This is a genomic window from Chitiniphilus purpureus, from assembly GCF_025642115.1.
In the GTDB taxonomy this organism is placed as follows: Bacteria; Pseudomonadota; Gammaproteobacteria; order Burkholderiales; family Chitinibacteraceae; genus Chitiniphilus; species Chitiniphilus purpureus.
Genome location: NZ_CP106753.1, coordinates 1,122,387 through 1,148,986 on the forward strand (window position 1 = coordinate 1,122,387; position 26,600 = coordinate 1,148,986).

A 26,600-nucleotide genomic window follows, 5' to 3' on the forward strand; every position below is an offset into this window, starting at 1 on the left:
GCTGCAGTGAAGGCAGCAAGGTTGTCGCTGCCTGGCGACGGGGGTGGGCATGAAGTAGGCAAGCTGTTGAATGGCAAGCAGAAAATCGTGTCGTCACCCTGCGACATACCGACGGGTGGTTGCAGAAGCGCCATTGGATCAACGGCTTAGCCATACACTTCCTGGTGCTCGACCATGGCTGCCATTGCACCATCACAGCGGCCAGCGCCATGCATCCATCCACCAATCGGTGGGCGGTTGGGGTAGCGCAAGTTGGGCTCGCGGACAGCTCCGGGCACAAGCCAAGCCGGCTGCGCAATGCCTGCTTGCGTCATTCGCGCTGGTAGAGCGCGAGCGCGGCGGCGCGTTGCACGGCGTGCTCGACGATAGGCTTAGGATAGTCGTGCCCCAGCCTGACACCAGCCGCAGCCAGCGTGTCCGGAGTGGCCAGCCACGGCGCGTGGATCGCCTTGGCTGGCAAGGCGGCAAGCTCGGGGCAATAGCGTCGGATGAAACGTCCTTCCGCGTCGAATTTCTGCGACTGGGTGACCGGATTGAAGATGCGGAAATACGGCTGCGCGTCGCATCCGGTCGAGGCCGCCCATTGCCAGCCGCCATTGTTGGCCGCCAGATCGTAGTCGATCAGCCGTTCGGCGAAATAACGCTCACCCCAGCGCCAATCCACCAGCAGATCCTTGACCAGGAACGACGCCGTGATCATGCGCAACCGGTTGTGCATATAGCCCGAGGTGTTGAGCTGGCGCATCGCCGCATCGACGATGGGATAGCCGGTACGGCCCTCGCACCAGGCAGCGAACCAGTCCTCGCGGTTCGGGAAGGGCAGGCTGTCGTACTCGCGCCTGAAGGCATGCCCGACCACGTCCGGCCGGTGCCAGAGCAATTGCTGATAGAACTCGCGCCAGATCAGTTCGGACAGCCAGGTCTGCGCGCCGGCGCTGCCCTGCTCGTAAGCATGGCGCGCCAGTTCGCGGATCGACACCGTGCCAAAGCGCAGGTGCACCGACAGATAGGACGGCCCCTTGAGCGCCGGATAGTCGCGCGCTTCGTGGTAGCGGTCGATCCGCTCCTTGAAGGCCTCGAACAACTGCTCGCCGCCGCTGCTGCCCAGTGGCACTGGCAACGTCGACAGATTGCTCGGCTCGAATCCCAGCTCGGCGAGTGTGGGCAGCGGTTGCGGCGACAGCGGCGCCAGGTGCTCCAGGTAGCGGCGTACCGGATACGACGACAGATAGAACGGCGTCAGCCGGGCCAGCCAGGCGCGCCGGTACGGCGTGAAGACGCTGTACATCTGCCCGCTGCCCGTGAGCACTTCGTCGCGCTCGAAGATCACCTGATCCTTGCTGGTACGGAATGCAATGCCAAGGCCGTGCAGCGCGCGGCCCACTGCCTCGTCGCGCGCGATGGCGGCCGGTTCGTAATCGCGGTTGGCGTACACGGCCTGCGCCCCGAACTCGGCTGCCAGTTGTGGAATGGCCTCATGCGCCTGCGCATGGCGCACCACCAGCGCGCTGCCAAGCCGGTGCAGCGCTTCGCGCAGCTCGGCAAGCGCGGCATGGATGAACTCGACCCGTCTGTCACTGCGTGGCAGGGAATCGAGCAGGGCACGGTCGAACACGAATACCGGGATCACCCGCGCATGGTGACGCAACGCATGGTAGAGCGCGGCGTGATCGAACAGCCGCAGGTCGCGGCGCAGCCAGACAAGGGCGGTATCGCTCATGGGGAAGGACGGGCAAAAGGCCGATCATACCCTTGCCGCGGCCACCGGCCCCGATCGTTGCACCGCACGGCCGGCCAGCCGTGGCGGCGCCCCCTTTGTGCAATAATTCCCGCCATGGACCTCGACCTTTCCCAGCATTTCCTGATCGCGATGCCCAGCCTCGTCGATCCCATCTTCGCCCGTACGCTGACCTTCGTGTGTGATCACAACGAGCGCGGCGCCATGGGTGTCATCGTCAACCGGCCACTGGGCATGACGCTCACCACGCTGTTCGAGCAGATCGACGTCGAGTTGCATCGTCCGGACGTCGCCGAGCTGGCGGTGTGTTTCGGCGGGCCGGTGCAGACCGACCGTGGCTTCGTGCTGCACACCCCGTTGGGCAACTGGCAGTCCACCCTTGCGGTATCGGACGACATGGGCCTGACCACTTCCAAGGACATCCTGATGGCGGTGGGCGAGGGCAGCGGACCCGAGCAGTTGTTCGTCACCCTGGGCTACGCCGGCTGGGAGGCGGGGCAACTGGAGAACGAGCTGGCGCAGAATGCGTGGATCTCGGTGCAGGCCGATCCCCGCATCATCTTCGAGCAGCCGGCCGAAGCACGCTACGAGGCGGCACTGGCGCTGTTGGGCATCGACATGGCCATGCTTGCCGAAGAGGCCGGGCATGCCTAGACCCACGGCCGCGCTGTCCTCGCCGGACGGGGTCCGATGAGCACGTTGCTCGCGTTCGACTTCGGCGAGGTGCGCATCGGCGTGGCGGTGGGCAGCGTCGAGCTGGGCATTCCCCATCCGGTCGGCACCATCGCGGCCCGTGACAACGACACCCGCTTTGCCCGGATCGCCGAACTGATCGCCCAGTGGGAGCCGGCCGAACTGGTGGTCGGCCTGCCGCTGGCCCCCGATGGTGAGGCGCACGCGCTGACCGCGTTGGCCCGCAAATTCGCCCGGCGGCTCTCGGGCCGGTTCGGTCTGCCGGTGGTGCTGGTGGACGAACGCTACAGCTCGGCCGCGGCCGACAGCGCGCTGCGCGAGATCGGCGTGCGTGGGCGCAGGCAAAAGCCGGTGCTCGACCAGGTGGCGGCGATGCAGATCCTGCAGGATCGCCTGGCACAGTTGGCCCGCGCGGGATGAGCCGATGGCGGCCCGTGTGCAGCCCATCGCCGCCATGACCAAGGGCGGGTGAACATGGGTGGGGCCTGGCGCAGGGCGGCGTGGCGGCATGCAGGAGGGTGGCTGCTGCTGGCTTGGTGTGTCGTGGTGCAGGCGCAGCCGCCGACGGTGCCGCTGTATGTGTACCACGACTTCCCGCCGTTCCTGGTCCAGCAGGGCCATGGTGATCTGTCGCAAGCGCTGGCGCAGCGGTTGACCGCGCTGGCGCAAGGGCGTTATCGCTTCGAGGTGGCACTGCTGCCGCGCAAGCGCGTCGACGTGTTGTTGGCGCAGCCGCGCTGGCGGGGCGTCGTCGCCTGGGTCCATCCCGCCTGGTTCGGCGCTGCGATACGCGCGCAGCATTGGAGCCCTGCGTTGATGCGCGACCAGGACTACTGGATCACCCAGCGCAGCCATCCCTACACCGTCGCCCAGATCGAAGCGGGCAGTGGCCTGCGTTTCGGCGGCCTGCTCGGGCACCGCTATGCCCAGCTCGAAGCCGCGCTCGCCGCAGGACGGCTCAGCCGCATCGACGCTGCCAACCTGTACTCGTTGACCAATATGCTGCTGCGCGACCGCCTGGACGTGATCACCATGCCGGTTTCCACCGATACCTGGTTCATCGACCATTTGCCCGGCTGGCGCGAGGCCACGCTACGCCTGCCGCGTGGCCAGCCCTATGCGCGGCACTTGCTCAGTGCCGGCACCGACCCGGCGTTGGCGCATTTCCTGGACCGCGCCGTGCTCGCCTTGCGCCGCGATGCCGCATGGCGCCGCCGGTTCGACGGCGAGCCCATTCCGGCGGCGGGTGGGGCCGGACGCTGAGGCGACGGGTTACAGCGCCAACGCCGCGGCGCGGGCGTGTCGCAGGCCGGTGTCCCGGATCTGTGCCAGCCGGTCGGGGTCGGTCAAGGTCGGGGCGACGACGATTTCGTCCACCACTTCGATCCCGAGGAAGCGCAGCCACTGGCGCATGAACGGCTTCTGGAAATCCGCGTAGCCGTCGGGCGGCGGCGGCACCGGGAAATCGCCTGCGCTGGAGTAGACCAGCACCGCGCGCTTGCCGCTCAGCAACGGCCGGTAGCCCTGTGCCCTGGACCAGGACCAGTTCTGGCCGGGCAGGGTCACGATGTCGATGTAGTGCTTCAGCCGGTACGGGATGCCGAAATTCCACATCGGCAGGCTGAAGACATAGCGGTCGGCGGCGTTGAAGGCGGCACTGATCGCCACCGCCTCTGCCCAGCGCGCCTGCTGCCCGGCGCTGGCCTCCTGGGTGCGCAGCACGGCGAACTTGGCGGCGATCATGGTGGCGTCGAACTCGGGCAAGGTGGTGCCCCAGAGATCGAGTGTGGTGATGGCATGTGCCGGATGCCGCGCCTGGTAGGCGGCAAGCAGTTCGCGTGCGACGCCGGCCGAATGGGCGGTGTCCGGGTCCGGTGAGGCGGTGATATGCAGCAGATGCGACATGAGATGCTCCAGTCAGTTTTCCAGCAGGCGCAGGCCGGCGACCCCGGCAAGCACAAGGCCCATGCACAGCAGCCGCGAGGGTGACGCGCTGTCGCCGTGGGCCACGATGCCGAGCACCGCCACGCCAAGCGCGCCGATGCCGGTCCACAAGGCGTAGGCGGTACCGGTGGGCAACGCCTTGAGCGCGTGGGTCAGCAGAAAGATCGACGCCAGCGCCGCGACCACGCCGAGCAGGCTCGGCACCGGGCGGGTCCAGCCCTGCGCTGCTTTCAATGCGGCGGCCATTGCGATTTCCAGCACGCTTGCCGCCAGCAGATAGGCCCAGGCCATGGCGTTCTCCGGATGCGTTTTGAGATGGGCGGATTCTGGCGCTATGCTTCCCAGTCAACAAGTACGCACCTTTTGGTTCCCATGAAAACCACCCCCGAACTTTCCGCAGGCCAGGGCGATGTCTACAGTGCCAACTGCCCCTCGCGCGCCGCGCTCGCGCTGATCGGCAGCAAATGGGCGCTGCTGATCGTGCCGCTGCTGGCTGAACAGCCGGTGCGCAACAACGAATTGATGCGCCGGATCGAAGGCATTTCGCAGAAGATGCTGACGCAGACACTGCGCGAGCTGGAGCGCAACGGCCTGGTCGAGCGGCACGATCACCGGACCGTGCCGCCGCATGTGGAATACCGGCTGACGCCGCTGGGCCACTCGCTGAGCAGCACCCTGGTGGTGCTCGACCGCTGGGCCGAGCAGCATTACCCGGCGCTGCTGGCCGCCCAGCACGATTTCGACCAGGCCGAATCCGGCGACAGCTAGCTCCGGGGTGCCCAGCCGCGGTGGCTTGGCGCGGGCTGTCGCCTTGGGGTGCTGTCCGCACGGCGGTGCACAGCCCTTGCGCCATGACGGGCAGTGTCGCGGCATGGACCCGCGTGCACCCTGTCCCGGCGTGGCCTGTGCTACTGGCCCGTGCCGCACCGGCGCTGTGGCAAGGACTGGAAGACTGCGGCGATGCGCCTGCCCCAGGCCGCTCACCAACCCTGATGACGCGTGTCGCCTTGGCGACATGACAGGGAACAGCTTTTTGGAGGACCGCATCGTGACCCGTGTGACCCCACAGCTGTGCCTGTGGCCGATTGGAGCCGCCGCCCTCGTGCTGTCGGCGCTGGCCCAGGCCGAGACTGCCCAACCGCTGCCCCGACTGGGGACCGACCTGTCGCAAAGCTCGGTATCCGGGCTGTCCTCCGGCGCATTCATGGCGACGCAGTTCGAGGTGGCGTATTCCAGCACGGTCATCGGCGCCGGCATCGTCGCCGGCGGCCCGTTCTATTGCGCCGGCCTTGGCGGTTTTCCCGGGCCCGGTCGTTTTCTGGCCAACGCCACCACCCGCTGCCTGAATCCCCGGGGCCCGGCGCCGGACGGCGCCAGCGCGCTGGCGCTGGCCAGGCAGTTCGCCGCGGCCGGCGACATCGACGATCCGGCCAACCTGCGCAAGCATCGCGTCTACATCTTCACCGGGGCCGCCGACCGCATTGTCAGGTCCCGCGTGGTGGCGCAGACACAGCGCTTCTACGTCGCCGCCGGGGTGTCGCCCGGGCAACTGCGCTATGTCAGCCATCCCGGTGCCGGCCATGCGCTGCTTACCCGCAACCGCGCCGACCTGGCTTGCGATGCCAACGCCGCGCCCAACCTCAACAACTGCGGCTTCATCCAGTCGCACGACATCCTGCGCCACCTCTACGGCAGGCTGCAGCCACCGGCGGCCAAGGCGGGCGGACGGCTCATCGCGTTCGATCAGCGTCCCTTCACCGCAGGCCGGCCCGATGCCGGCATGGCCGATACCGGCTATGCCTATCTGCCGGCTGCCTGCGCCAGCGCGCAATGCCGGGTGCATGTGGTGTTCCATGGCTGTGGTCAGGGGGCTGCGGTGCTGCGGGATCGCTTCTATCGCACCACCGGCTACAACGAGCTGGCCGACAGCAACCGCATTGTGGTGCTGTATCCGCAGGTCCAGGCGGACCGCAGACGCAATCCGAACGGCTGCTGGGATTTCTGGGGCTACACCGATGTCGACCCGCGCAAGCCGCGGTTCCATACCAGACCGGCGCCGCAGATGGCCGCGGTGATGGCGATGCTGCAACGCCTGGCCTTGCCACGATAGCTGCAGGTGTCATGCGGGCCTGTTCCGCCCACCAGCCTGCGTGGTGGCAACCGTGCCCGCCGCCCGGCACGTGCGCAGGGCACACGTCGGTGAGGCGGGACAGCGCTGCGGCACGTTGCACAAGGGGCATGGGCCCAGGACCCGCGGCGGCGGGCGCTGGCAGCGACCCCATGCCGAAGATGGCGCCGCTGTCATCCCGCAGATTTGCGCAGTTTTCACCAACGGCGCGGTTTGCCGTTGGCTACTACAGTGGCATGAACGACCACCACAGGAGTGTCGCCATGCCCATCCCGGCCCCGTTGTTCACCCCGATCGATCTGGCACGCTGGCCGCGCCGTGAAATCTTCGAGCGCTTCAACGACAGCCGCCGTTGCAATTTCGACATGGCCACCCATGTCGACGTCACACCGCTGTTGCACGCGTGCCACACGCGTGGCTTTCGTTTTTTTCCGGCGATCGCGGCCGCCATCTGCCAGGTGATCAACACGCACCAGGAGTACCGCAGCGAACTGGACGATGCCGGCACGCCGGGTTACTGGAATGTGCTGCACCCGATGTATACGGTGTTCAACCCCGACAACGAGACCTTCACCCACGTGCTGACCGAATACGGCGGCGACGTGGCGGACTTCTGCAGCCGGCTGCAGGCCGACATCGCACAGTATCGCGGCTGCACGGACCTGTATCCGCAGCAGCCATTGCCGCGCAACCTGTTCGCGATCACCACGGTGCCCTGGGTGAGTTTCATCTCGATCAGCTACCACCTGTACGACGATGGTCGCTACATGATCCCTTTCGTCACGCTGGGCAAGTATTTCGCACAGGGTGAGCAGACGCTGCTGCCGGTGAACGTGCGCTTCCACCACGCGGTGTGCGATGGCTATCACGCCGGCCGCTTCTTCAACGCGCTGCAGGAGGCGGTGGCACGCATGGCGGCCTGGGTTGCGGCGCAGCCGATGCGGCACTGAGTACGGCACCTGCCGCCTGCCGCCTGCCGCCGACGTGGCCGTGGCCGTGGCAGGGCGGCGTGGTGCGTCAAGGGTGGCCGCCGGCTTCCGGCCGTAGCGGTCCGGGCGCGGTGCGCAACGTCCTTCAGCGCTGAATCGGGTGCCCGCGCGGGCAGGCAGCAGCAGGGTTACGGCAGGGGGGCGACGCCACCGGGCACGCCGTTTGAATGCGGTGGGTCGCAACGACCGGCAACCCAGGGTGTAAAACCCTGCGGGCGCCATCAACAACCAAGGACCGACCGGCGCTAGAGCGATTCATCCGCCACATAGGCGCCCCGGATCTGCCGCTTGATCCGGGCCTGGTGGTACTGCTGCCACCAGGTGGCCGATTGCCAGATCGCCTCGGGGCAGCTGGCGCGGCTTTCCAGGCCCGGGGTGAGATCGAAGTCGGCCTGGGCGAAGGCGCTTTCCACCAGGACGGCACCGGGATGGCCGACGCCGGCCAGCAGCGGGTTCTCGGCCGCGCCCACGCCCCAACCGAAGGCCAGCCAGGGCAACAGCATCGCCGGCAGGTCCAGCTGCAGGCGCTGCTTCTCCAGACGCCCGATCGCGGCCAGCACCGCGGCGGCCTCGGCGGGCACCACCAGCAGCGCCAGGTTGGGATACTTCTCGCTTGGGCCGTAGTGGCCCAGGTCTTCGTGCTGCACCCCATTGCGCTCAGCCGGGAAGCCGAAGCCTTGCCGCGGGTCGAGCGAGATCTGGACAAGCTGCGCGTCGGCATGCGCCTTGGTGCCGATCAGCACGGCCACGTCCGACCACCAGCTGGGCGCCAGGTCCTGCCGCAGGCGCGACTGGGCATTGCGCACGCGGCGGGAGAGGCGGTCGCTGCCGCCGGCCAGCAGCAGCACGCATTCGCTCGCTTTGGGCTTTTGTTTGGTCAGCGCACGGGCGAGCCAGCCAAGGTTGTCCTCGTTGGCCTTGCGTTCCTGCAGGACCAGTTTGGCGTTGCGTGGGGCGAGCTGCCCTTCGTGGGTGGTGTCGAGTGCGGTGTGCATGCTCAGCATGGCTTGGCGCTCCATCTAGAAAGGCCGCGGGGTCAGATCAAGGCTTACCCGGCGTGGCACGGCGTGGGTGGGATCCGGGTGCAGCGGGAAATAGTCGACCTGCAGACTCAATGCTCCGCCGCGCGGCCGAAAGCGCAGCAGCGCCACGTGGTCGCCCTTCTGCAGGTGCCTTAAGCGGATACGGTGGCGCTTGTCCCCGCTCAGCCAGGGCGGCGGTGCCTCGCCATTGCTGTGGCGGGGCCACACCGGATCGGCCAGTGGGTTGATCGACGCCCAATCGTCGGCACCCAGCGTCCGCACCAGCGAGGTGGGCGAGGCGATCACTTCGGTGTGTGCCGGCCAGCCGCCGGCCCGGTCGTCGATCACCTGGCTGACCCGGCCGTAGTGCACGTCGCCGGTCAGCAGCACGGTCGGTAGGCCGGCTGCGGCACGTGCGTTCAGCGCGGCAAGCCATCTGCCGTAGTCGCCATAGTCCGCCAACGCGTAGTCCGTGATCTTGCCGACCCGGCCGGCGCGTGCCTGCAGCAGCGGCTGCCCGGTGACGATCACGCCGGTGCGGCGTTGCGCGATGCTGGTGGTGACCCATTGCTCCAGGCGCGCGAGCGCGCTGTTGTCCATCGCCTGCATGGCGTCGGCATCGCGCCGGCTGCGAGTATCGGCCACAAAGAACGACAGCTGCCCGATATCGAAGGTGTAGGGATCGCCCACAGCGTGAGGCTGGCCGTCGTGGCCCGCGGCCGGCGCCTGGAACGCGCGGTAGCAGTTGAGCGCGGTGTTCCACCAGTTGCTGCGCCCATCGGCCTTCCAGCTGTTCTGGATGATCGGGCTCACGTGCGGGGCGTTGTTCCAGAATTCATGGTCGTCCGCGACGCCCAGCCAGGGCGCCAGCCGCATCACTTCACCGAAACCGGGTGTGAACGCGCCGTGCCGGGGCTGCCAGTTGTTCCAATAGGCCTGCTCGAAATGGCGGGCGAGCCAGTGCGGCTGGTTGGGGAAGTTCCGGTCGGTGGGCAGGTCCAGGTAGACCTGGTCGCCCATCAGCAGGGTCAGGTCCGGCTGCAGCTTGAGCCCGGCGATCTGCCGGGCGATGCGCCCTTGCTCATCCTCGCCGCGGTAGTAGCAGGACACCAGCAGGATGCGCAGCTCGCCGAACGCACCGGCCCCCACCGTGCCGGGCAGGGTGGAGACGGTGAGACCGTCGCCCATGCCGGCGCAGTGGGCGGTCACCTGATGGCTGCCGGCGGCGACGTCGAACTCGGCCACGCCGCACCAGACGCGCGGCGTATCGGATGGCAGCCCAGGCTGCACTGGTGCCCAGGCGCGCAGCCATCTGGGCTGCGCGGGGTTGCCGCCCAGCGTCCAGGCCGGCTGTGCCGGTCTTCCGCTGGCCAGCAGGCCCGCCCACAGCCGCAGCTTGTGCTGCGGTGCCAGCATCGGGGTCAGGGTCAGGCTCATGTCGCTCCCGCCTGTTCAAGGTGATCCAGGATATGCGGGTAGACATCCACCGCCGCGTGCTTGCCGAAGATGCAGTCGATGTGGCCATAGCCGGGGATGACCACCCGGCTGTATCGGGCACTGCCATACAGCGTGGTCAGCAGCGCCTGCGTGCGCTCGGTGCTTTCGGGCAGGAAGCAGGCGTTCTGCGCGCCGTGGATGAAGCGGATCGGCATGTTCAGCCTGGCAAGCCGGGTGCGCGCGATGGCCACATCGTCCGGCAGGTAGCAATCCTCGCCGTCCGCGGCCACCACCTTGCCGGCGCGCACCGTGCGCGCCAGGTGCTCGAAGGCGCTGATGTTGGCCTCGCCGAACAGCTCGCCCAGCGCGTCGTGGGTCGCCTGGTTGAGCTGGGCATGCTCGTACAGCAGGGCGTACATGAAGCTGATCCGGTGACAGACCGCGCTCGTACACTGTTCCTCGCCCGGGATCGCCAGGTTGTGCGACAGCGCCAGGTCATAAAGCCGGGTCAGCGGGCCGGGGTGGGCGGCCACCGCCGCGGTCAACGTGGGCACCTGCAGTGCGTCCAACAGGTCGGGCAGGTACAGGCCGGCCTTGAGCCGTGTCGCCGCCGGCGCCACCACATGGCCGGCCACTTGCGAGAACAGCGCCGAGCGCACGCCTTCGAGCCCGTTCGCCAGCGCCATGAACAGGGTGCTGGCGCCGAAGCAGTGGGCCACGATGTCGATACGGTCGCGCCCGGTCAGGGCACGCACCTTGTCCACTGCTGCAGGGTAGTCGTACCGCGCAATGTGATCGCCGGTGAACTGGCTGCGGCAGGCCGGCAGCAGGATCGAGGCGCGGTAGTCGAGCAGCCAGACGTCGTAGCCGGCTTCGTACAGGTATTCCAGGAGGTTGGTGTCGATGGTGTCCAGGCTGAAAAGGGTGCTGGCCACGCCCAGGCCGTGCGACAGCAGCACCGGCCCCTTGTCGCCGCCGCGGTAGCGGGTCAGCCGCAGCGAGACGCCGTCGGCGGTGGTGACGCCGTGCACCTGCGGCGTGCCTGAGCGCAGCGCGCGAGCACTGCGCGGGCGGCTGGCGGGCTCGGCGCGGCCAAACGGGTAATGGGTGAACACACCGCCATACTGGTCGACCAGCGTCCCGGCGAAAAAGTGGCCGAAGCGGGCGAGCGCCTCCACCTGCTCGGCCCAGTTGCGGGCACCCGGCACCGCCAGGGTGGCAAGCTGGCGCATCAGGTCCTCGGGCAGGATGCGCAGGATGCCCACGCCCAGGATGGGCGCGGCCTCGCTGTCGCCATCGTGCACGGTCACGAACAAGGTGGTGGTGTCCTGCCACGGGTCCAGCGCGGGCTCGTCGCGGATCACCTTGTCGCCTGAAAAATACAGTGGCGGGCCGTCCTGCCGCTCCAGACGCATCCGGTAGCGCATGCGCCGGGTCTCGACCGCGCTGGCATCCCCGGTCAACAGCTCGAAGCGGCCCTCGCTCACGGTCAGTGGATCGGGCGACAGGGCCGGCGCGGTGACCGTGCCGGCAAGGCCCGTCGCGTGCCGGGGGTCGGCCAGCATCCGGTCGAGGTCGTCGCTGGCGACGGTGAGGGTGAACGTCATCGGGCTCGCATGTGCCTTGCCCTCGGTCCAGCCCCGCTGGAAGCCGTCCGGGTCGGCGTGTTTCACCTGCGTCGAGAAATAGCCCCGCATGGTCTCGGTGAAGCGCAGCCCCAGCGTCCGGGGCCGGGTGGGGGCCGGTGCCGGCGTGGCGGCGTCGTAGTCGATGGACCAGCCGCGCAGCGCGGCGGCGCGGTCGACGATGCGCTCGGCCAGCGCGGCGATGGTGTACAGCGGATTGACGCCGAGTGAGCGCGGCATGATTGCGCCGTCCACGACGTAGAGGCCGTCGTGGACCGCGGTGGAATCGTCGCGGAACACCTGCCCGTCGCCGTTGACCACGCCGGCTGCGCCACTGTCGCCCATGCCGCAGCCGCCCAGCGGATGCACCGTGATCAGCCGCGCACCGCTCCGGGTGCCGAGCAGCACGCGCTCGGCCCAGGCGACGATGCCGGCGTCGAACCAGCGGTGCCACAAGGGGTTCTTCACGAAGATGCCATGCAGGGCGAAGGTCGCCTGGGCCAGCGCCTCGTTCACGCGCGCGAACATGCCCTGGCGGGCCACTCCCGGCCAGATCACGCGTACGCGGTCACGTTCCAGCGTCAGCCGGCCCTGGGCGTCGTCATGGCTCATCACCAGGTAGGTCTGGGTGTGATGCATGGCCCCGGCGTACGGGCCACCGCGCAGGCCGCGCCACCAGCGGCCCAGACGGTGGGGCCAGCCATCTGCCGGCACCTGGCCCAGGCCGGCGGCAGCGGCGACCGAGAAGGCTGCCGGCAGCGCCGCGGCAAGCGCGCTCGGCAGGCTGCCATCCTCGATCACATACCCTTGCTCGAGCGCTCCGGTACGGCGATCGATCAGCCCGGTGATACAGGGGCCGGTCGGATCGGTGCGGCCCGTCTGTGCCGGCGCACGGCCGACGCCGTTGACCGGGCGGTCGAGGTTGTAGCCGAACGCCAGCACATCGCCGTTGCCGGTGAAGCGGCGGCCCAGCTGTCCGGAGAGGGCAAGCCCCTGCTCACGCGAGCGCAGCAGGATCTCGGTGGAGCCCAGGCTGCCGGCGCCCAGCACCACCAGGTCGGCATTCACACACAGCTCGGGCGCATCGAACGCCTCGCGTTGGTTGGCCAGCAACTGGTAGTAGACCCGCCAGCGTCCGCTGTGCGGGTCACGCTCCAGGCGCCGTACCTGCACTTCGCAGAAGATCTCGGCGCCGAAGGCGGCGGCATCGGGTAGGTAGTTCATCGCCAGCGTGTTCTTCGCGCCGGTGTTGCAGCCGGACACGCAGTCACCGCAGCCCACGCAGGGCGGCTGGTGGATGCCCACATGGTTGGGGCCGTCGAACTCGAAGTTGACGTTGATCGGCGGCCGCACGCAGCGGCTCCCCGTTGCGGCCGCCATCGCTTCCAGTGCCTTCAGCTTTGCCGGGTGCGGAAAATCCGCCGGCAGCGGGCGCGGGCGCAGCATGGCATCGACCCGGGCATAGCAGGGCGCGAGCGCCGCGGCCTGTCCGCGCAGTGTCTGCGGCCATGCCGGGTCCTCGAACACCCGCGGATCGGCGGCAAGCGAGACGTTGGCGTTGATCAGCGAAGTGCCGCCGAGGCCACAGCCGACCAACACCGCCTGCTCGTCGTTCAGCCGCAGGTCATAGAGTCCGGTTGGGTTGCCGATGCGCCCGCCGGGCGCATCCAGCTGCAATTCCTGCTGCGCGGCCAGCGGTGCGTCCGGAAACGTGCCGACCGGCCATTCGCGCCCGCGTTCGAACACGGCCACCCGCAGCTTGCCCTGCGGCCGCCCGGCGCGGGCGAAGCGGCTGGCGGCCACTGCAGCGCCATAGCCGGAGCCGACGACCAGTACGTCGTAGTGCGGCTGGATCAGGTCGCGGGCGCGGGAGAGCGGTCGGTACGGGTGGGGCATGGGTGTCCGAAAAGGAAGGTGGGTGGGAAAGACCTGCGGGCAGGCGCTGGTACACCCGCTTCGGGATATACCGGATGGATAGTCAGATAGCATGATGGTCAAGAAACCCGGATGCGCAAGGCGTGTTTCGCAACGACCGGACCGGCGACGTTGCTGCGCAGACCGAAGTCGTCTGGCCACGGTCGGCCGCTCCGCCCCGCTGTCCCGGTGCGCCCGGTGAAGACCTCTTCAGCCCGGCTGTGCCCTGGCCGATGCTGGAAGGTCCGGCGATATGAGGCTGGCGGTCAGCCAGGCCGGCAAGCGGGGCAGGCGGTGGGGACGCCGCGGAATGCAATGCGGCTGCCCGGCACCCAGGTGGCGTTGGCCAGGGGGGAAGGTCAGGGCAGCGGCCACTCGGCAGCCAGCACCGGCCCGATGCGGATGATCGCCGGCCGCGCTCGCCGCGTCAGGTGCAGACGGTGCCGGTGACGTCGACGCAGCGGCTCAGCGTGGCGCTGATCTGGCGTTCGACATAGTTGACGGTACGCGAGGCCGGCGGACAGCTGCTGCCCGGTGGCAAGGTACACGCGGTGGCGGTCACGCGGTACAGCGTGACCGTGTTGCCGGCGATGTTGTGCGCACTGCTGCTGCAGCTGAGGTTGACCGCCAGATCGGCCATCGGCGCCGGCAGCGCGAGCTGGCTGTTTGCGATGCACTGGCCTTGCCGCATTGCCTGGAAGGCGGCGTACTCGACGCCCGCACGGGCCGCCTGATAGGTCCGGCTGCCCTGCAGGTCCAGTGTGGCACCCTGTTGCGCGCCGGCCGAGAGCGCGAGCGCAAACGCGGCCATGCTGCTGAGCACCAGCAGCAGGAACAGGGCGCCGAGCAGTGCGAAACCGGTATTACGGCAGATTGGCGACATGGATGACCTGATGGAGGGAGACCGTTTCGTTGGCGCGGGTGAGCGCGAGCTGCACGCAGGCCACCCGATTGCGTTGCCGCGCAAGGCTGGGCGAGGGTGCGTGGTTGATGTGGCCGCGCCTGCGGCGGGCGGGCAGGGCCTGCCTGGCGCCACCGCGGGCGAGCCGGATGCTGTTGGGCTTCGTCAATTGCCGCATCGCGGCGTCCGCCGGACCCGGCAGATCGTTGCGCTGCCGGTTCGCAAGATCGCCGCGGATCGGTCTGTCCGGAAACACCGCCAACGTCGCTGTCGTGATCGCAACGACGGTCAGCAGCATCGTGGGGTCCAGCAACGTGAAGCCATGGCTGTGGCGAAATGCGGTGTCGGGGTCAGCCATAGTTGAAGCGATATCCTGTCAGCACCGTGGGCTGGTTCATGCCATCCGAGACAGTGACGGTGACAACCCAGATCTGGTCAGCAGCAATGCCGCCGATCGCTGCCGCAGGGTGCGTGACACGCACCGCGACGCGGTACGCCTCCAGGCCGGGAACGGCCACGCCGTCCGCGTTGCGGATCCCGGTGACGGTATAGCCGTTGTAGGCCGCGACATGATCGAACAGCGCACGCTTGCCACCGTTGTAGCCGGCGGCGGGCGCGGAGAAAGCCTGCAGTGTCACTTCCTCCAGCATCGCCTCGGCGACCATCAACGCCTGCTTGCGCAGCAGGGGGTCCGCATTGGCCTCGGTGGTGACGGCATAGATCTGCACCACGCCGGCGATTGCGATCGAGACGATGAACAATGCGGACAACAGCTCCCACAAGGTCACGCCGGCTTGGCCACGGCGCCACGGCCTAGTGCACATGGCCGGTCTCCGCGTCGATCGTCACAGTCAGGCCGGCATCGCCGGTGGCCGGCAGGCGCAGGGCTGTCGCCGGAACCGGCGCCCTCGGCATGGCGCAACTGAACTGGCCACTGCAGCCGGGTGCCACTGCGGCGGACGAACGCAGCGGGAGCAGCCGGCCGACGCCCTGCCCGATGGGTCGGCCTTGCGCGATCAGTACCTTGCCCAGACGGCACCTTGTGGGCCATTGCCCGCCCAGCGCCAGGATGCGCTCGTTGTCAGTGATGATGCCGCGTTGAACCAGGGTGTCGCCCAACTGCAGCCTGACCCGTTTGACCATTCCTACCCCGTTGCATTGCCGGACGCCAAACCCCGATTCCATCGGCTTGCACCGGATGGGAAGCAGGAAATCAGAAATTCGTAGAACTGGTTTATAGACGGGTTTATGAAAGGCGGATTTTTTTTGACAGTGAATAGTGGTTGGGCGTCGGGAAAACTGGCGTGGTATTGACGAAGTGGGATGGCAAGGCCGTCGCCTGGCCGGATCGGGGGCGGGCCGTCGCTGCGCGGCGGGGGCACGGACAGTGCGTCCCGTCGCCAAGCGGATGCAAAAGGGGGCAGGCGTCGGACGTATCCATCCACCGGGTGAGCAGGTGTCCGGCGCCGCAGTCCGCCTGACCCCGGCCGCGGCGGCGTGGGGAGCCTTGCCTAGGTGATCCGGCTGGGCGCGCAGCCGAAGTGCCGATTGAAGCAGCGGGAGAAACTGGCCAGTTCCCGGTAGCCGAGCGCGGCGGCGACGTCGCTGACGCGCTGGCCATTGAGCAGCCATTTGCGCGCGAGCTGCATGCGGATCTCGAATACCAGTTGCGCCGGTGCGCGCCCATAGTGCTGCAGGAACAGCCGGTTCAGCTGGGTGGTGCCCAAGCCGATTTGTCGGCACAGCTGCGGGACTGACCAGTCCGCGGCCGGTTGGCGATGGATCTCGTCGATCAGCGACAGCAGACGCTGTTCCCGTTCAGGCCGTTGTCCCGGTGGCACCAGCAGGCGTTCGAGCTGGCGGCTGACGATTTCCAGCGTCTGCAGCACCAGCGTGTCGTGCACGCCTTCGTTGTAACGCTGCGCCTCGCGCTGGAACAACGACACGGCATCGTACAGGTGCGGCCCCAGCAGCGTCGTCCCGACCCAGGGCCGGCCACGGTCGAGCAGGCGCCAGCGTGCCTCATCGTTGAGCAGAAACCAGACGTGGCGCATCGGTGCATCGCCAGTGCGCCGGAAGCCATAATGGCCGCGCGCCGGCAACACCCCGAACTGGCCGGCCCCGAGCTGCCAGCGGTCTTCACCGTCGTACAGCTCGGCACTGCCGCTCAGCAGCACGATAAGCACATGGAATGGCGCATCCACCCGTTCCGCGTCGCTCGCGCCATCCGGGCAGGCGACGCCGCACATGAACACACCGAACTTGTACATCACCGGGCACGACGCGTCGTGAAACACGTGTGCGCCGACCAGACGGGCAGGCTCATGCGCCGGCGCGTGATCAAAACGTTCGTAGTAGATGGTTGCCATGCTTATGCCGTGTCCACCGTGGATCGCACCCAATCTACCGAACAAACGGACAAGCCCCAAGGAATGGCAGGACATTCTATCGGCGATATTCGGCTGCTTAGAATGATGTCGGGGAGGCAAAGTCCTGCAAGGTTCGAAGGCGGCGATGTGGCATCTTGAAATGCGCCGATGCAAAAAAAGCGCAGCACGCTGGCTTGAACCAGTTGGTCCACCATTGATGAGGAGGTGTTATGAAGAAGCTTTTGGCACTCGCAGTATTGTTTTTTGGCATGGCGGGCTCGGCGCAAGCCGTGGTGCAGTACTACCCGATCAGCAACAACACCCCGGATTTTGACGGCCAGGCCTATTGCAGCACAGTCTGGCCTGGTTCCACATTCTTTGGTTTCCGGATGGGGGATGCCAGCTACCACTATATCGCCTGCCAGAAATAGCCGGGCAAGGGTGCCGGGAAACGCATTTTCCCGGTACCTGGATTGAATGCATCGCCTTGACATATGGGCCTTATATTCTGCAAGGGGGAGGAGGCAATGAGTTGGCGAACGGGGTCCACCGTTTTCGTTGAAATCTGGCCTGTCCTTGAAGCGCACATCACTGACGAGGAAGAGCGCGATGACATCGCGGTCGAGCTGATCAATGTGTTCGAGCGCCGGGATATGGATGTCAATGATCTGCTCAATTCGTTCGAATCGCTGGATGGGCTGCTTGAGCGCCAGTTCGGCCTCTCGGAAAAGGAAGAGTGCTTCACCGGGTTTCAAAGCGAGAATTCGCTGTTGATGCAGCTTTCAAGAAATATCGCCCAAACGCTGAACCTGCAATTGCAACGGGGTGAGGATGGCATTCACCTGTCAGGGCGGATCGGAAATACAAACTGCGTATTGCATGTCTCCTTGTACAATTTTGCAGATAGAAACTACCAATTCGATGTGCAAATGGAAGCCATGCGGTTCGATCCCGCACAGCCGCATCCCAGCCTGTTTGTGAAACGCGGCAGGTCCGAGGTGGATGCGCCGTACGACCCGGTGCGCAAGGCATACATCAAGGACGATATCAACCACGACAACCTGCTGCGGGTGGCCATGGCGGGCATCGATGCGGTGATCAACGGGCAGGGTGGCTGGAGCGATCCGGAGGTGGTGCCCTTCTATTCCAACGACGAGGCTGAAATCCAGCCGGCCCTCGCCAGGCTGCCCAAGGCCAATGTGCAGATCGATGAATCCAGCCTGCCTGGATGAATCGACATCCTTGAAAGCCGGGGCCGGGCACGGCCCCGTCCTTTACTCCACCGTCACCGACTTGGCCAGATTGCGTGGCTTGTCGACATCGGTGCCCTTGCGACAGGCGGTGTGGTAGGCCAGCAGCTGCAGCGGCAGCGCCATGGTCAGTGCGGTCAGCGGGCCGCCGCCGGGCACGGTCAGATGATGGCCGATCCCCTCGAATTCGCCCTCGGTGCCCGGGGCGGCCAGGATGAACAACCGGCCGCCGCGTGCCTGTACCTCCCGTACGTTGGAGGCCAGCTTGCCGAGTAAGGCATCGCGGGCGGCGCAGACGATCACCGGCATGTCTTCGTCCACCAGTGCCAGCGGCCCGTGCTTGAGTTCGCCGGCAGCATGACCCTCGGCGTGGATGTACGCGATTTCCTTGAGCTTGAGCGCGCCTTCGAGCGCGATCGGGAACAGGGTATGGCGCCCCAGGAACAGCGCGTGGCGACAGTGGGCGAGTTCATGCGCCCAGCGTTCGAGTTCGGGTTCCAGGGCGAGCGTGGCGTTGATCCGGGCCGGCAGGCCGGGCAGGGCGTCGTTCAGCGCCTGCAGCTCGGCCTCGGACAGCCCGGCGCGGCAGCGTGCGAGTGCGACAGCCAGCACATAGAGCGCGGCCAGCTGGGTCACGAAGGCCTTGGTCGAAGCCACGCCGATCTCGATGCCGGCCTGGGTGAGGAACAGCAGCTCCGCTTCGCGCGTCAGCGTGGCGTGCGGCACATTGCATATGGCCAGCAGCCGCACCTTGCCGCGCTCGCGCGCCGCATGGACCGCGGCGAGCAGATCGGCGGTTTCGCCTGATTGCGAGATGGCGATCACCAGCGTGCCGTCCGGCTCGCGGCAGCGGCGGTAGCGGTATTCGCTTGCGATTTCCACGCTGACGGGCAGCCCGGCCCATTCCTCCAGCCAGTACCGTGCCACCAGCCCAGCATGGTAGCTGGAGCCGCAGGCCAGGATGCGGATGGCTGGTGCAGCGGTGAAGATGGCTTCGGCGTCGGGCCCGAACAATTCGGCCCGGCAGCCCAGCTCGATGGCGCGCTGCACCGTGTTGGCCACGGCACCGGGCTGCTCGAAGATCTCCTTTTGCATGAAATGCCGGTACGGACCCAGCTCGGTCACGTCCACATTCATGTCGACCGTGTGCATCTCGCACTGCTGCATGGTGCCGTGCTGATCGACAATGCGGATGCGCTGCCGCTGCAATTCGGCGATGTCACCGTCCTCCAGATAGGCCATCCGCTGCGTTACCGGCAGCAGCGCGGCGATATCGGAGGCGAAGAACTGCTCGCCGAACCCCTGGCCCAGTACCAACGGACTGCCGCGCCGTGCACAGACCAGCCGGTCCGGCCAGTCGCGGCACAGCACGCCGATGGCGAACGCACCGCTGAGCCGGGCCATCGCGTTGCGCACCGCGTCCAGCAGATCGCCCCCGGTCTTGAGCAGATGGTGGATCAGGTGGGCGATCGCCTCGCTGTCGGTGTCCGAGGTGAAGCGGTAGCCGAACTCGGCCAGTTCGGCGCGCAGGACGCGGTGATTCTCGATGATGCCGTTGTGCACCACCAGCACACTGTCGCCACCCAGGTGCGGATGGGCGTTGGCTTCCGAGGGCTCGCCGTGCGTCGCCCAGCGGGTATGGGCGATGCCACTGCGTCCCTGCAGCGCCGCGCCGCGCTGCGCCAATTCGGCCACGCGGCCGGCAACACGCAGTCGGCTCATCTCCCCCCGCTCCAGCAGCGCCAGCCCGCTGGAGTCGTAACCGCGATATTCCAGACGTTGCAGCCCTGCCAACAGCATGGGCACCACATTGCGATCCGAGATCGCCCCAACGATACCGCACATGGATGAACGCTCCGATGTTGCCCTGCAACAAATCTAGGGGCTGCATATCCGGTTGTCGTTACAGGGAATCCCTTAAGGGTTTAAGAATAAATCGAAATGGAGTAGTAAGAAAAAGGGGGGTGACCGGGTTATCCTGACAAGCGGCGGGGGCAAGTGCATTACCGCTGTCTAGATTGAGAAAAAGCGCACCAACAGGGACGGGAGAGCGAAATGCATGTATTGGCGATGGGCAGGATCGGCATCAGGCTGTACGCCCGAATCCTGACAGGCGAAGCGAGCCACCCGCAAGATCTGGCCGATCACGTGGTGGATGAAATCAACTGCTATCTGCCGCAGGCGTTGCCGTCGGAGCAACAGATGCTGTTCCAGCTGGCCTGCGAGATCCACGATATCTTCACCGATGCATTCGAGCGGGTGGATGATCTCGCGGTGCGCCATGAGGCGATCGAACTCGTCAACGAGCTGCTGAGCCAGACGCGCGAGTTTCCCGGTACCGGCGGTTGAGCGGGCAGCCGTAACGCAAGGCGGACCGCCCTGCCGGCAAAAGCGAAGGGCAGGGCGGTCATCCGCATCCTTGGGATGGTGGCCAAGGCCGGGCGGCAAGCCCCGCCTGGGCACGTACGTCAGTCCGCCACGATCTCGCCGCCGCTGGCGCGCACGCGATCGCCGACCGAGAACGGCGGCTGTTGCTGATACGGGTAGCTGCGGCTGCTGCCATCCTCGAAGGCGACTTCGACCTCGTACGTGGTGACCTTGCGCACGTGTTTTTCGATCTGGTGCCCGGCGACCGCACCACCGACCGCACCCAGTACCGTCGCCACATCCTTGCCCCGACCCTTGCCGACCTGGTGACCCAGCAGACCGCCGACCACGCCGCCGGCCACGGCGCCGCCGCCGCTGGCGCTGCCGGGTTGTTCCACGGCGCGCACGGCCGTCACCCGGCCGCATTCGTGGCAGACCTGGCGTACCGGTTCAGGCGCGGGCTGGGCCGGCCTTGTCTCGGTGCGCTCGGGCTGGGGCTCGGGCCGCGGTGTCGGCCTGCGTTGCGGCTTGGGCGTGGGGGCGGGGGTCGGTACCGGTGACGGGGTCAGGGTGGGCGTCGGCGTGGGAACCGGGGTCAGCGTCGGTGCCACGGTGGGGGTGAGGGTGACGACGGCGGTGACCGGTTGGCTGGCGACGGGGGCATCGGGCGCGGGCTTGCCGGTAAAGCCAAGCCAATGCGCCGTGCCGGCGGCAGCGGCGACGATCACGGCGCCCGCCGCGGCCAGGATCAAGGGATGGGTCTTGCCTGTGTTCAGGTTGCTCATGGGGTTCTCCTTGCGTCTGTTGTCACACCCGTTTCGAGCCGGGCTCATGGATTGCAATGATCGTGCGCCGCTGCCGGTGGACAAGCCAGTGACAGTCGGCACAAGGGCAGAGCCACTTTTCACGCGCGGGCTGCTGCTTGCCACAGGATCGCAATCCGCCAGCATCGTGGGTTGCGTCCGGTGTAGCCGGTGCAATGCACCCGTTGCCGCAGTGCAGCCGGCACGGGCCAGCTCAGACGTGGCACAGCCGGCAACGCAGGTGCCACCAGGGCGGGCATCGCAGCGGCACCATTGCTTGGCCCGGTCCTTGCGGTCAGGCGTTGGCGACGTGCCCTCGCTCACCACCGGGTGTTGCAGTCACCGGACCATGATGTGCCGGGCATCGATGCGTGCCGTTCCGGGCGGCATCGAATGCAACCGTGAAACAACACTGAACAGGCCCTAGAATCGGGGGTCGTCGAATGTCCTTGGGATTTTTATGAACTCACCCCGTTGGATCGAACCTGCGCTTGCCACCGGCATCGTCGTCCTGCTGCTTGCCTTGTCCTATCAGGTGCTGGCGCCGTTCCTGGCCGCGCTGGTCTGGGCCGGTATCCTGGTCTACGCCACGTGGTCGCCGTATCTGTGGCTTGCCGGCCGGTTCCGCGGGCAGCGCGTGCTGGCGGCCACCACCATCGTGCTGTTGTATGCGCTGCTGATCCTGGTGCCGCTGGTGGTGGCCGGGGTGGAGCTTGCGCTCAACCTGGATGAGATCGAAGGCTGGATCCGCGCCAAGGTGCAAGGGGGGTTGCCGGCCTTGCCGTCCGGGCTGGTCGGCCTGCCATGGATCGGGCCCCGACTTGCACAATTCTGGGGCGAGCTGGCGGTGGGCGATCCGGAGACGCTGGCCCGCATCCGCGAGTGGCTCAAGCCGGTGGGCGGTTTCCTGCTGCTGTTCGGCAAGGCGGTGGGCAGCGGGCTGTTGTTGCTGGTACTGAGCCTGTTCTTCTCCTTCTTTCTCTATGTGAATGGCCACGTGCTGGTTGACTGGCTGATGTCGGCGCTGCGGCGTATCGGTGGTGAGCGGGCGCAGGCGCTGATGAAGCTGGCCGGCGGCACGGTCCGCGGCGTGGTGTACGGCTTCATCGGCACGGCGCTGGTGCAGGGCGCATTGGCCTGGTTCGGCTACTGGCTGGCCGGGGTGCCCAATGCCGCGGCGTTCGGACTGGTCTCATGCTTCCTGTCGCTGATTCCGGGTGGGCCGAGCCTGCTGGGCCTGCCGGTGGCGGCCTGGCTGTATCTGCAGGGCACGACCGGTTGGGCGATCTTCCTGGCGGTGTGGATGGTGGCGGTGGTGGCCTCTGCGGACAACGTGGTCAAGCCGTTGGTGATCGGCAAGGAGAGCAATCTGCCGTTCGTGCTGATCCTGATCGGCGTGCTGGGCGGGGCTCTGGCCTGGGGCATGCTGGGTGTGTTCCTCGGGCCCACCTTGCTGGCGGTGACCTTTACGCTGCTGCGCAACTGGAATGCAGTGCCCACCGTGGCCGAGGCCGATGCGGCCGTCGAGCCGCCTGCCGATACGCTGGCCGAAGCCGTGGTAGTGGCGGTGGATCAGGCCGTGCATCCGGCGGCAACCGCAGCCCCATCCGATACGCCGAGGGCATAGGCGTCGCTGCCACAGTCTCCCGGCAGCGTCGCCCTGGCCTGCCATACCACCCGTACTGCTGGTGAGCGCAGGAAGGCCGTGTCACAGCCGCGCAGGACGTTTCGCGCTGCCTGGCAGGGCCGCTGCACCGGGTGTCTGTCAGCAGTGCCAACCCGGCGCGCGCTGCCCATCCGCCGGTGGGGTGCATGTGGGTGCAGTCCGTGTGTGGCGGGCGTCGCTGCCTTCATGATTGCACCGGCATGAGGCCGTCCGATGCACGATCTGACCGGGATTGCGTAACCGGTATTGACCATTCGTGCGATAGCTTGCACGACGCTTTGTGGAAATTCTGATAGCTGTAACCTTCCATCCCAGATTGTCCACCTTCAGTCGGTCCTTGTACGGCGATTGCCGGTACGCGGCGTAGCATCAGCGCCGCTGACTGGTCTGGAGTCGCGCAGGACAAAAATACCACTGAGGGCCGGTCAGCCATTTTGGATTTCTGGAGGAATGGACAATGCAGCACACATCCCATGTCCGCCGGCAGGGTCTCGCCGCCCTGATCGCCGGACTGTGCCTGTCGGCCAGCGTCTTCGCTGCACCGGTCTGGCAGGAGGGCAGTTCGTATACTGCCGGCACCGTGGTCAGCTACAACGGCCACGACTACAAGGCACTGGTCGCCCATACCGCGTACGCCGGGGCGAACTGGAACCCCGCGAGCACGCCCACGTTGTGGCAGGATCTGGGTGCTTCCAGCGGTGGCACCCCCACGCCCGCGCCGGCCACGCCCACACCGGCGCCCGTCACGCCCACCCCGCAGCCTGCCACGCCGACCCCGGCACCGGTGACGCCGACGCCGGCGCCTGCCACACCGACCCCCGCCACACCGACGCCCACGCCGGGCGCCTGCTACCCCGCCTGGGCCAGTGGTTCGGTCTATACCGGCGGCACCCGGGTGACGCACAACGGCGTCAACTATGAAGCGAAGTGGTGGACGCAGGGCGACAACCCGGCACAGGCCGGCGATTGGGGCGTTTGGAAGAACCTCGGCCCCTGCGGCGCGACGCCCACCCCGGCCACCCCGACCCCGACGCCGGTGACACCCACGCCGACCCCGGTGACCCCGACGCCGACACCGGTCACTCCGACGCCGGTGACCCCGACCCCGACGCCGGTGACACCCACGCCAGTGACCCCCACACCGACCCCGGTGACCCCGACCCCGGGCGGTGGCGTACCGGCACCGAGCGTGGCGCAGGTCGGCTCGTATTTCACCCAGTGGGGTGTCTACGACAGCGCGTTCTTCGTCAAGCACGTTGATACCAGTGGCGCGGCTGCCAAGCTCACCTTCATCAACTATGCCTTCGGCAACGTCTACAAGAAGGCTGATGGCAGCTACGGTTGCGACAGCGGCATCAACAAGCTGGAGCCGGGTTCCACCAATGCCAACGACCCGCAGGCGGGCACCGGCGGCGATGCATGGGCCGACTACCAGATGGATTACCGGCCCGGCGACTCCGTCGACGGCGTGGGTGACGAATGGGAAAACCCGCTCAAGGGCAACTTCAACCAGCTCAAGAAGCTCAAGAAGAAGTATCCCAATCTCAAGGTGCTGATCTCGCTGGGCGGCTGGACCTGGTCGCGGTGGTTCTCCGCCGCCTCGGCTACGCCTGAGCTGCGCCAGAAGCTGGTCGCTTCGTGCATCGATGTCTATATCAAGGGCAACCTGAAGAAGGCCGATGGCGATCCGGCTGGTGGCGCCGGTGCCGCCGCTGGCGTGTTCGACGGCATCGACATCGACTGGGAATACCCGGCCGGTGGTGGCCAGCCGTACAACACCAGCTCGCCTGCCGACAAGCAGAACTTCACGCTGCTGCTCAAGGAGTTCCGCACGCAGCTCGATGCGCTGGGCAAGCAGTACCTGCTGACCGTGGCCATCGGTGCCGGCGTCGACAAGATCGCCAACACCGAACCGGCGGAGTACAGCAAGTACCTCAACTGGGTGAATGTGATGACCTATGACTTCCATGGCGGTTGGGAAGGCACCGGTCCGACCAACTTCCACTCGCACCTGTATCCGGATCCGGCCGATCCGTACGCCGGCACCCAGGCCGCGTCGTACAACATCGACACCGCGGTGAACAAGCTGCTGCAGGCCGGCATGCCGGCCAACAAGCTGGTACTGGGCATTCCGTACTACGGACGCGGCTGGGGTGGGGTGCAACCTGGTCCTAATGGCGACGGCCTGTACCAGGCGGCCACCGGCGCGCCGGGCAAGGTCGGTACCAGCACCGAAGGCGGCTATGGCGACTACAAGGCGCTGGTGAACGCGCCCGGTACCAAGCGCTATCACCCGGTGACCAAGCAGCTGTACCAGTACGATGGCGCCAACTGGTGGAGCTACGACGATCCGACCACCATCCGCACCAAGATCCAGTACCTGAAGAGCAAGGGCCTCAACGGCCTGTTCAGCTGGTCGCTGGATGCGGACGATGCCAATGCCACGCTGACCAAGACGATGAGCGAGGTGCAGCAGTAAGCGAAAACAGCCGCCGGCCCCCTACCAGGGGGCCGGTGCTGATCGGTTTCCTCTTGTGCGCCGCAAGGCGCAGTCATGACTTGCGGGCCATCCGGCCCGCTTTTTTTTGGCCCGCTGCCGGCCCAATGCAAAACCGGCCCTGGCGGGCCGGTTTCGTGAAGCAGGTGCGGATCAGGCGGTCAGTTGCAGCAGCTTTTCGAACGCGTCGTCAAAGAGCTTGAGGCCTTCCTGCTGCAGTTGCTCGCCGACCCGGTTGAAGTCAAAACCGAGCCTGCGCAGCTGTGCCAGCACCAGCACCGCTTCCTCGATGCCGGTATCGAGCCTGCTTGCCGCCACGCCATGGTCGCGGAACGCATCCAGCGTGGCATCGGGCACGGTGTTCACGGTGTCCTGACCGATCAGCTCCTCCACGTACATGGTGTCGCGGTAGGCCGGGTTCTTGGTGCCGGTCGAGGCCCACAGCAGGCGTTGCGGATGTGCGCCGGCGGCCTTGAGTGCCTTGAAACGGGTGCCGTTGAACAGTTGCTTGTAGTGCTGGTACGCCACCTTGACGAATGCGATGGCGCTCTTGCCGCGCAACGCCAGCGCCTCGGGGGTGCCGATGGCTTCGAGCTGCTTGTCCAGCAGCACATCCACCCGCGAGAGGAACACCGAGGCGACCGCACGCACGTGGTCGATCGGCTCACCGGCGGCCCGACGCGCCTCCAGGCCGCGGATGTAGGCGGTGAGCACATCGTCGGCGTGCTTGAGGCTGAACATCAGCGTGATGTTGACGTTGATGCCGTCGGTTATCAGTTGCTCGAAGGCGATGATGCCGGCCTGGGTGGCGGGCACCTTGATCATGGCGTTGGGACGGTTCACCGCCTGCCACAGCCGGTGCGCGGCCTCGATGGTGCCTTGCGTGTCGTTGGCGAGGAAGGGCGAGACTTCGAGGCTGACATAGCCATCGAGCCCGGCGCTTGAGCGGTATTGGGGCAGGTTCAGGTCGCAGGCGGCCTGTACATCCGGCACCACCAGTGCCTCATAGCGCTGCTCGGCGCTCAGGTCCTGCTGCTTGAGCTTGGCCAGGTCGCCGGTGTAGAGCGGGTCCGACGAGATCGCCTTGTAGAAGATCGCCGGGTTGGAGGTGACGCCGGCGATGGCGTCGTCATCGAGCAGCTTTTGCAGGGCACCGGACTGCAACAGGCCACGGGACAGGTTGTCCAGCCAGATGCGTTGGCCCAAGGGTTTGATGGCGGCGAGCTTGCTCATAGCGAAACACCTCTCGATCGGTCG

At 67.0% G+C, this 26,600-nt stretch carries 25 protein-coding genes; 11 read left to right on the top strand and 14 right to left on the bottom strand.

What is annotated here, in order from left to right; all coding sequences use genetic code 11:
* Positions 1–310 precede the first annotated feature (310 nt).
* Positions 311–1,720: a cryptochrome/photolyase family protein gene (locus N8I74_RS04825; protein WP_263125805.1), complete on the bottom strand. Its 1,410-nt coding sequence runs from the start codon at positions 1,718–1,720 to the stop codon at positions 311–313.
* 114 nt (positions 1,721–1,834) lie between these two features.
* Between N8I74_RS04825 and N8I74_RS04830 the strand changes: the two genes are divergently transcribed.
* From N8I74_RS04830 to N8I74_RS04840, 3 genes are read left to right on the top strand one after another with little or no spacing between them, the layout of a single operon-like run.
* Positions 1,835–2,392 carry a YqgE/AlgH family protein gene (locus N8I74_RS04830; protein WP_263125806.1) on the top strand — a complete coding sequence of 186 codons (558 nt, stop codon included), beginning with the start codon at positions 1,835–1,837 and terminating at the stop codon, positions 2,390–2,392.
* Positions 2,393–2,428: 36 nt separating this feature from the next.
* Entirely contained in the window at positions 2,429–2,851 is a 423-nt protein-coding gene (gene ruvX / locus N8I74_RS04835; protein WP_263125807.1) for a Holliday junction resolvase RuvX, read from the top strand.
* A 54-nt stretch (positions 2,852–2,905) separates the two neighbouring features.
* Positions 2,906–3,694 (top strand): hypothetical protein, encoded by a 789-nt coding sequence (locus N8I74_RS04840; protein WP_263125808.1) that lies wholly within the window; start codon positions 2,906–2,908, stop codon positions 3,692–3,694.
* Positions 3,695–3,703: 9 nt separating this feature from the next.
* On the opposite strand, the gene N8I74_RS04845 is transcribed toward N8I74_RS04840, so the two are convergent.
* Together N8I74_RS04845 and N8I74_RS04850 are read right to left on the bottom strand one after the other, a co-directional pair.
* The gene (locus N8I74_RS04845) at positions 3,704–4,336 is read right to left on the bottom strand and encodes an FMN-dependent NADH-azoreductase (protein ID WP_263125809.1); all 633 of its coding nucleotides are present in this window, start codon (positions 4,334–4,336) and stop codon (positions 3,704–3,706) included.
* A gap of 12 nt (positions 4,337–4,348) precedes the next feature.
* A complete protein-coding gene (locus N8I74_RS04850) occupies positions 4,349–4,666 on the bottom strand; it encodes a DMT family transporter (RefSeq protein WP_263125810.1) in 318 nt (105 codons plus the stop codon).
* An 81-nt stretch (positions 4,667–4,747) separates the two neighbouring features.
* On the opposite strand from N8I74_RS04850, the gene N8I74_RS04855 reads away from it, so the two are divergent.
* The 3 genes from N8I74_RS04855 to N8I74_RS04865 all read left to right on the top strand — a co-directional run bounded on the left by N8I74_RS04855 (position 4,748) and on the right by N8I74_RS04865 (position 7,453).
* Positions 4,748–5,143, top strand: coding sequence for a winged helix-turn-helix transcriptional regulator (locus N8I74_RS04855; protein WP_263125811.1), 396 nt, complete (start codon positions 4,748–4,750; stop codon positions 5,141–5,143).
* A gap of 280 nt (positions 5,144–5,423) precedes the next feature.
* Positions 5,424–6,485, top strand: coding sequence for an extracellular catalytic domain type 2 short-chain-length polyhydroxyalkanoate depolymerase (locus N8I74_RS04860; RefSeq protein ID WP_263125812.1), 1,062 nt, complete (start codon positions 5,424–5,426; stop codon positions 6,483–6,485).
* A 281-nt stretch (positions 6,486–6,766) separates the two neighbouring features.
* Entirely contained in the window at positions 6,767–7,453 is a 687-nt protein-coding gene (locus N8I74_RS04865) for a chloramphenicol acetyltransferase (RefSeq protein WP_263125813.1), read from the top strand.
* A 284-nt stretch (positions 7,454–7,737) separates the two neighbouring features.
* On the opposite strand, the gene N8I74_RS04870 is transcribed toward N8I74_RS04865, so the two are convergent.
* The 8 genes from N8I74_RS04870 to N8I74_RS04905 all read right to left on the bottom strand — a co-directional run bounded on the left by N8I74_RS04870 (position 7,738) and on the right by N8I74_RS04905 (position 16,760).
* Positions 7,738–8,496 carry a hypothetical protein gene (locus tag N8I74_RS04870; protein WP_263125814.1) on the bottom strand — a complete coding sequence of 253 codons (759 nt, stop codon included), beginning with the start codon at positions 8,494–8,496 and terminating at the stop codon, positions 7,738–7,740.
* A 15-nt stretch (positions 8,497–8,511) separates the two neighbouring features.
* On the bottom strand, positions 8,512–9,951 hold the full coding sequence (locus N8I74_RS04875; protein WP_263125815.1) for an alkaline phosphatase D family protein: 1,440 nt from the start codon (positions 9,949–9,951) through the stop codon (positions 8,512–8,514).
* Positions 9,948–13,472 carry a GMC oxidoreductase gene (locus N8I74_RS04880; RefSeq protein ID WP_263125816.1) on the bottom strand — a complete coding sequence of 1,175 codons (3,525 nt, stop codon included), beginning with the start codon at positions 13,470–13,472 and terminating at the stop codon, positions 9,948–9,950. The genes N8I74_RS04875 and N8I74_RS04880 overlap by 4 nt, the downstream gene beginning before the upstream one ends.
* 445 nt (positions 13,473–13,917) lie before the next feature.
* Positions 13,918–14,373, bottom strand: coding sequence for a hypothetical protein (locus N8I74_RS04885; protein ID WP_263125817.1), 456 nt, complete (start codon positions 14,371–14,373; stop codon positions 13,918–13,920).
* A complete protein-coding gene (locus tag N8I74_RS04890; RefSeq protein ID WP_263125818.1) occupies positions 14,354–14,749 on the bottom strand; it encodes a hypothetical protein in 396 nt (131 codons plus the stop codon). The genes N8I74_RS04885 and N8I74_RS04890 overlap by 20 nt, the downstream gene beginning before the upstream one ends.
* Complete coding sequence (locus N8I74_RS04895; protein WP_263125819.1) at positions 14,742–15,215, bottom strand: type IV pilus modification PilV family protein; 474 nt, start codon at positions 15,213–15,215, stop codon at positions 14,742–14,744. The genes N8I74_RS04890 and N8I74_RS04895 overlap by 8 nt, the downstream gene beginning before the upstream one ends.
* Complete coding sequence (locus N8I74_RS04900) at positions 15,205–15,534, bottom strand: hypothetical protein (protein WP_263125820.1); 330 nt, start codon at positions 15,532–15,534, stop codon at positions 15,205–15,207. The genes N8I74_RS04895 and N8I74_RS04900 overlap by 11 nt, the downstream gene beginning before the upstream one ends.
* 368 nt (positions 15,535–15,902) lie before the next feature.
* Positions 15,903–16,760, bottom strand: a complete 858-nt coding sequence (locus N8I74_RS04905) for a helix-turn-helix transcriptional regulator (RefSeq protein ID WP_263125821.1) — start codon at positions 16,758–16,760, stop codon at positions 15,903–15,905.
* Between the two features lie 230 nt (positions 16,761–16,990).
* Between N8I74_RS04905 and N8I74_RS04910 the strand changes: the two genes are divergently transcribed.
* Both N8I74_RS04910 and N8I74_RS04915 read left to right on the top strand, forming a co-directional pair.
* The gene (locus N8I74_RS04910; protein ID WP_263125822.1) at positions 16,991–17,191 is read left to right on the top strand and encodes a hypothetical protein; all 201 of its coding nucleotides are present in this window, start codon (positions 16,991–16,993) and stop codon (positions 17,189–17,191) included.
* Between the two features lie 63 nt (positions 17,192–17,254).
* Entirely contained in the window at positions 17,255–17,992 is a 738-nt protein-coding gene (locus N8I74_RS04915; RefSeq protein WP_263125824.1) for a hypothetical protein, read from the top strand.
* A 42-nt stretch (positions 17,993–18,034) separates the two neighbouring features.
* Here N8I74_RS04915 and glmS read toward each other — a convergent pair whose 3' ends face one another.
* A complete protein-coding gene (gene glmS, locus N8I74_RS04920; RefSeq protein ID WP_263125825.1) occupies positions 18,035–19,855 on the bottom strand; it encodes a glutamine--fructose-6-phosphate transaminase (isomerizing) in 1,821 nt (606 codons plus the stop codon).
* 210 nt (positions 19,856–20,065) lie between these two features.
* Here glmS and N8I74_RS04925 point away from each other — a divergent pair, with 210 nt between their 5' ends.
* Complete coding sequence (locus tag N8I74_RS04925) at positions 20,066–20,359, top strand: hypothetical protein (RefSeq protein WP_263125826.1); 294 nt, start codon at positions 20,066–20,068, stop codon at positions 20,357–20,359.
* Between the two features lie 119 nt (positions 20,360–20,478).
* On the opposite strand, the gene N8I74_RS04930 is transcribed toward N8I74_RS04925, so the two are convergent.
* The gene (locus N8I74_RS04930) at positions 20,479–21,162 is read right to left on the bottom strand and encodes an outer membrane lipoprotein (RefSeq protein WP_263125827.1); all 684 of its coding nucleotides are present in this window, start codon (positions 21,160–21,162) and stop codon (positions 20,479–20,481) included.
* A gap of 478 nt (positions 21,163–21,640) precedes the next feature.
* Here N8I74_RS04930 and N8I74_RS04935 point away from each other — a divergent pair, with 478 nt between their 5' ends.
* Together N8I74_RS04935 and N8I74_RS04940 are read left to right on the top strand one after the other, a co-directional pair.
* A complete protein-coding gene (locus tag N8I74_RS04935) occupies positions 21,641–22,807 on the top strand; it encodes an AI-2E family transporter (protein WP_263125828.1) in 1,167 nt (388 codons plus the stop codon).
* A 496-nt stretch (positions 22,808–23,303) separates the two neighbouring features.
* Positions 23,304–25,325 (top strand): glycosyl hydrolase family 18 protein, encoded by a 2,022-nt coding sequence (locus N8I74_RS04940; RefSeq protein ID WP_263125829.1) that lies wholly within the window; start codon positions 23,304–23,306, stop codon positions 25,323–25,325.
* A gap of 171 nt (positions 25,326–25,496) precedes the next feature.
* Here the strand turns inward: N8I74_RS04940 and tal are convergent, their stop codons facing one another.
* On the bottom strand, positions 25,497–26,576 hold the full coding sequence (gene tal, locus N8I74_RS04945; RefSeq protein ID WP_263125830.1) for a transaldolase: 1,080 nt from the start codon (positions 26,574–26,576) through the stop codon (positions 25,497–25,499).
* Positions 26,577–26,600: the final 24 nt, after the last annotated feature.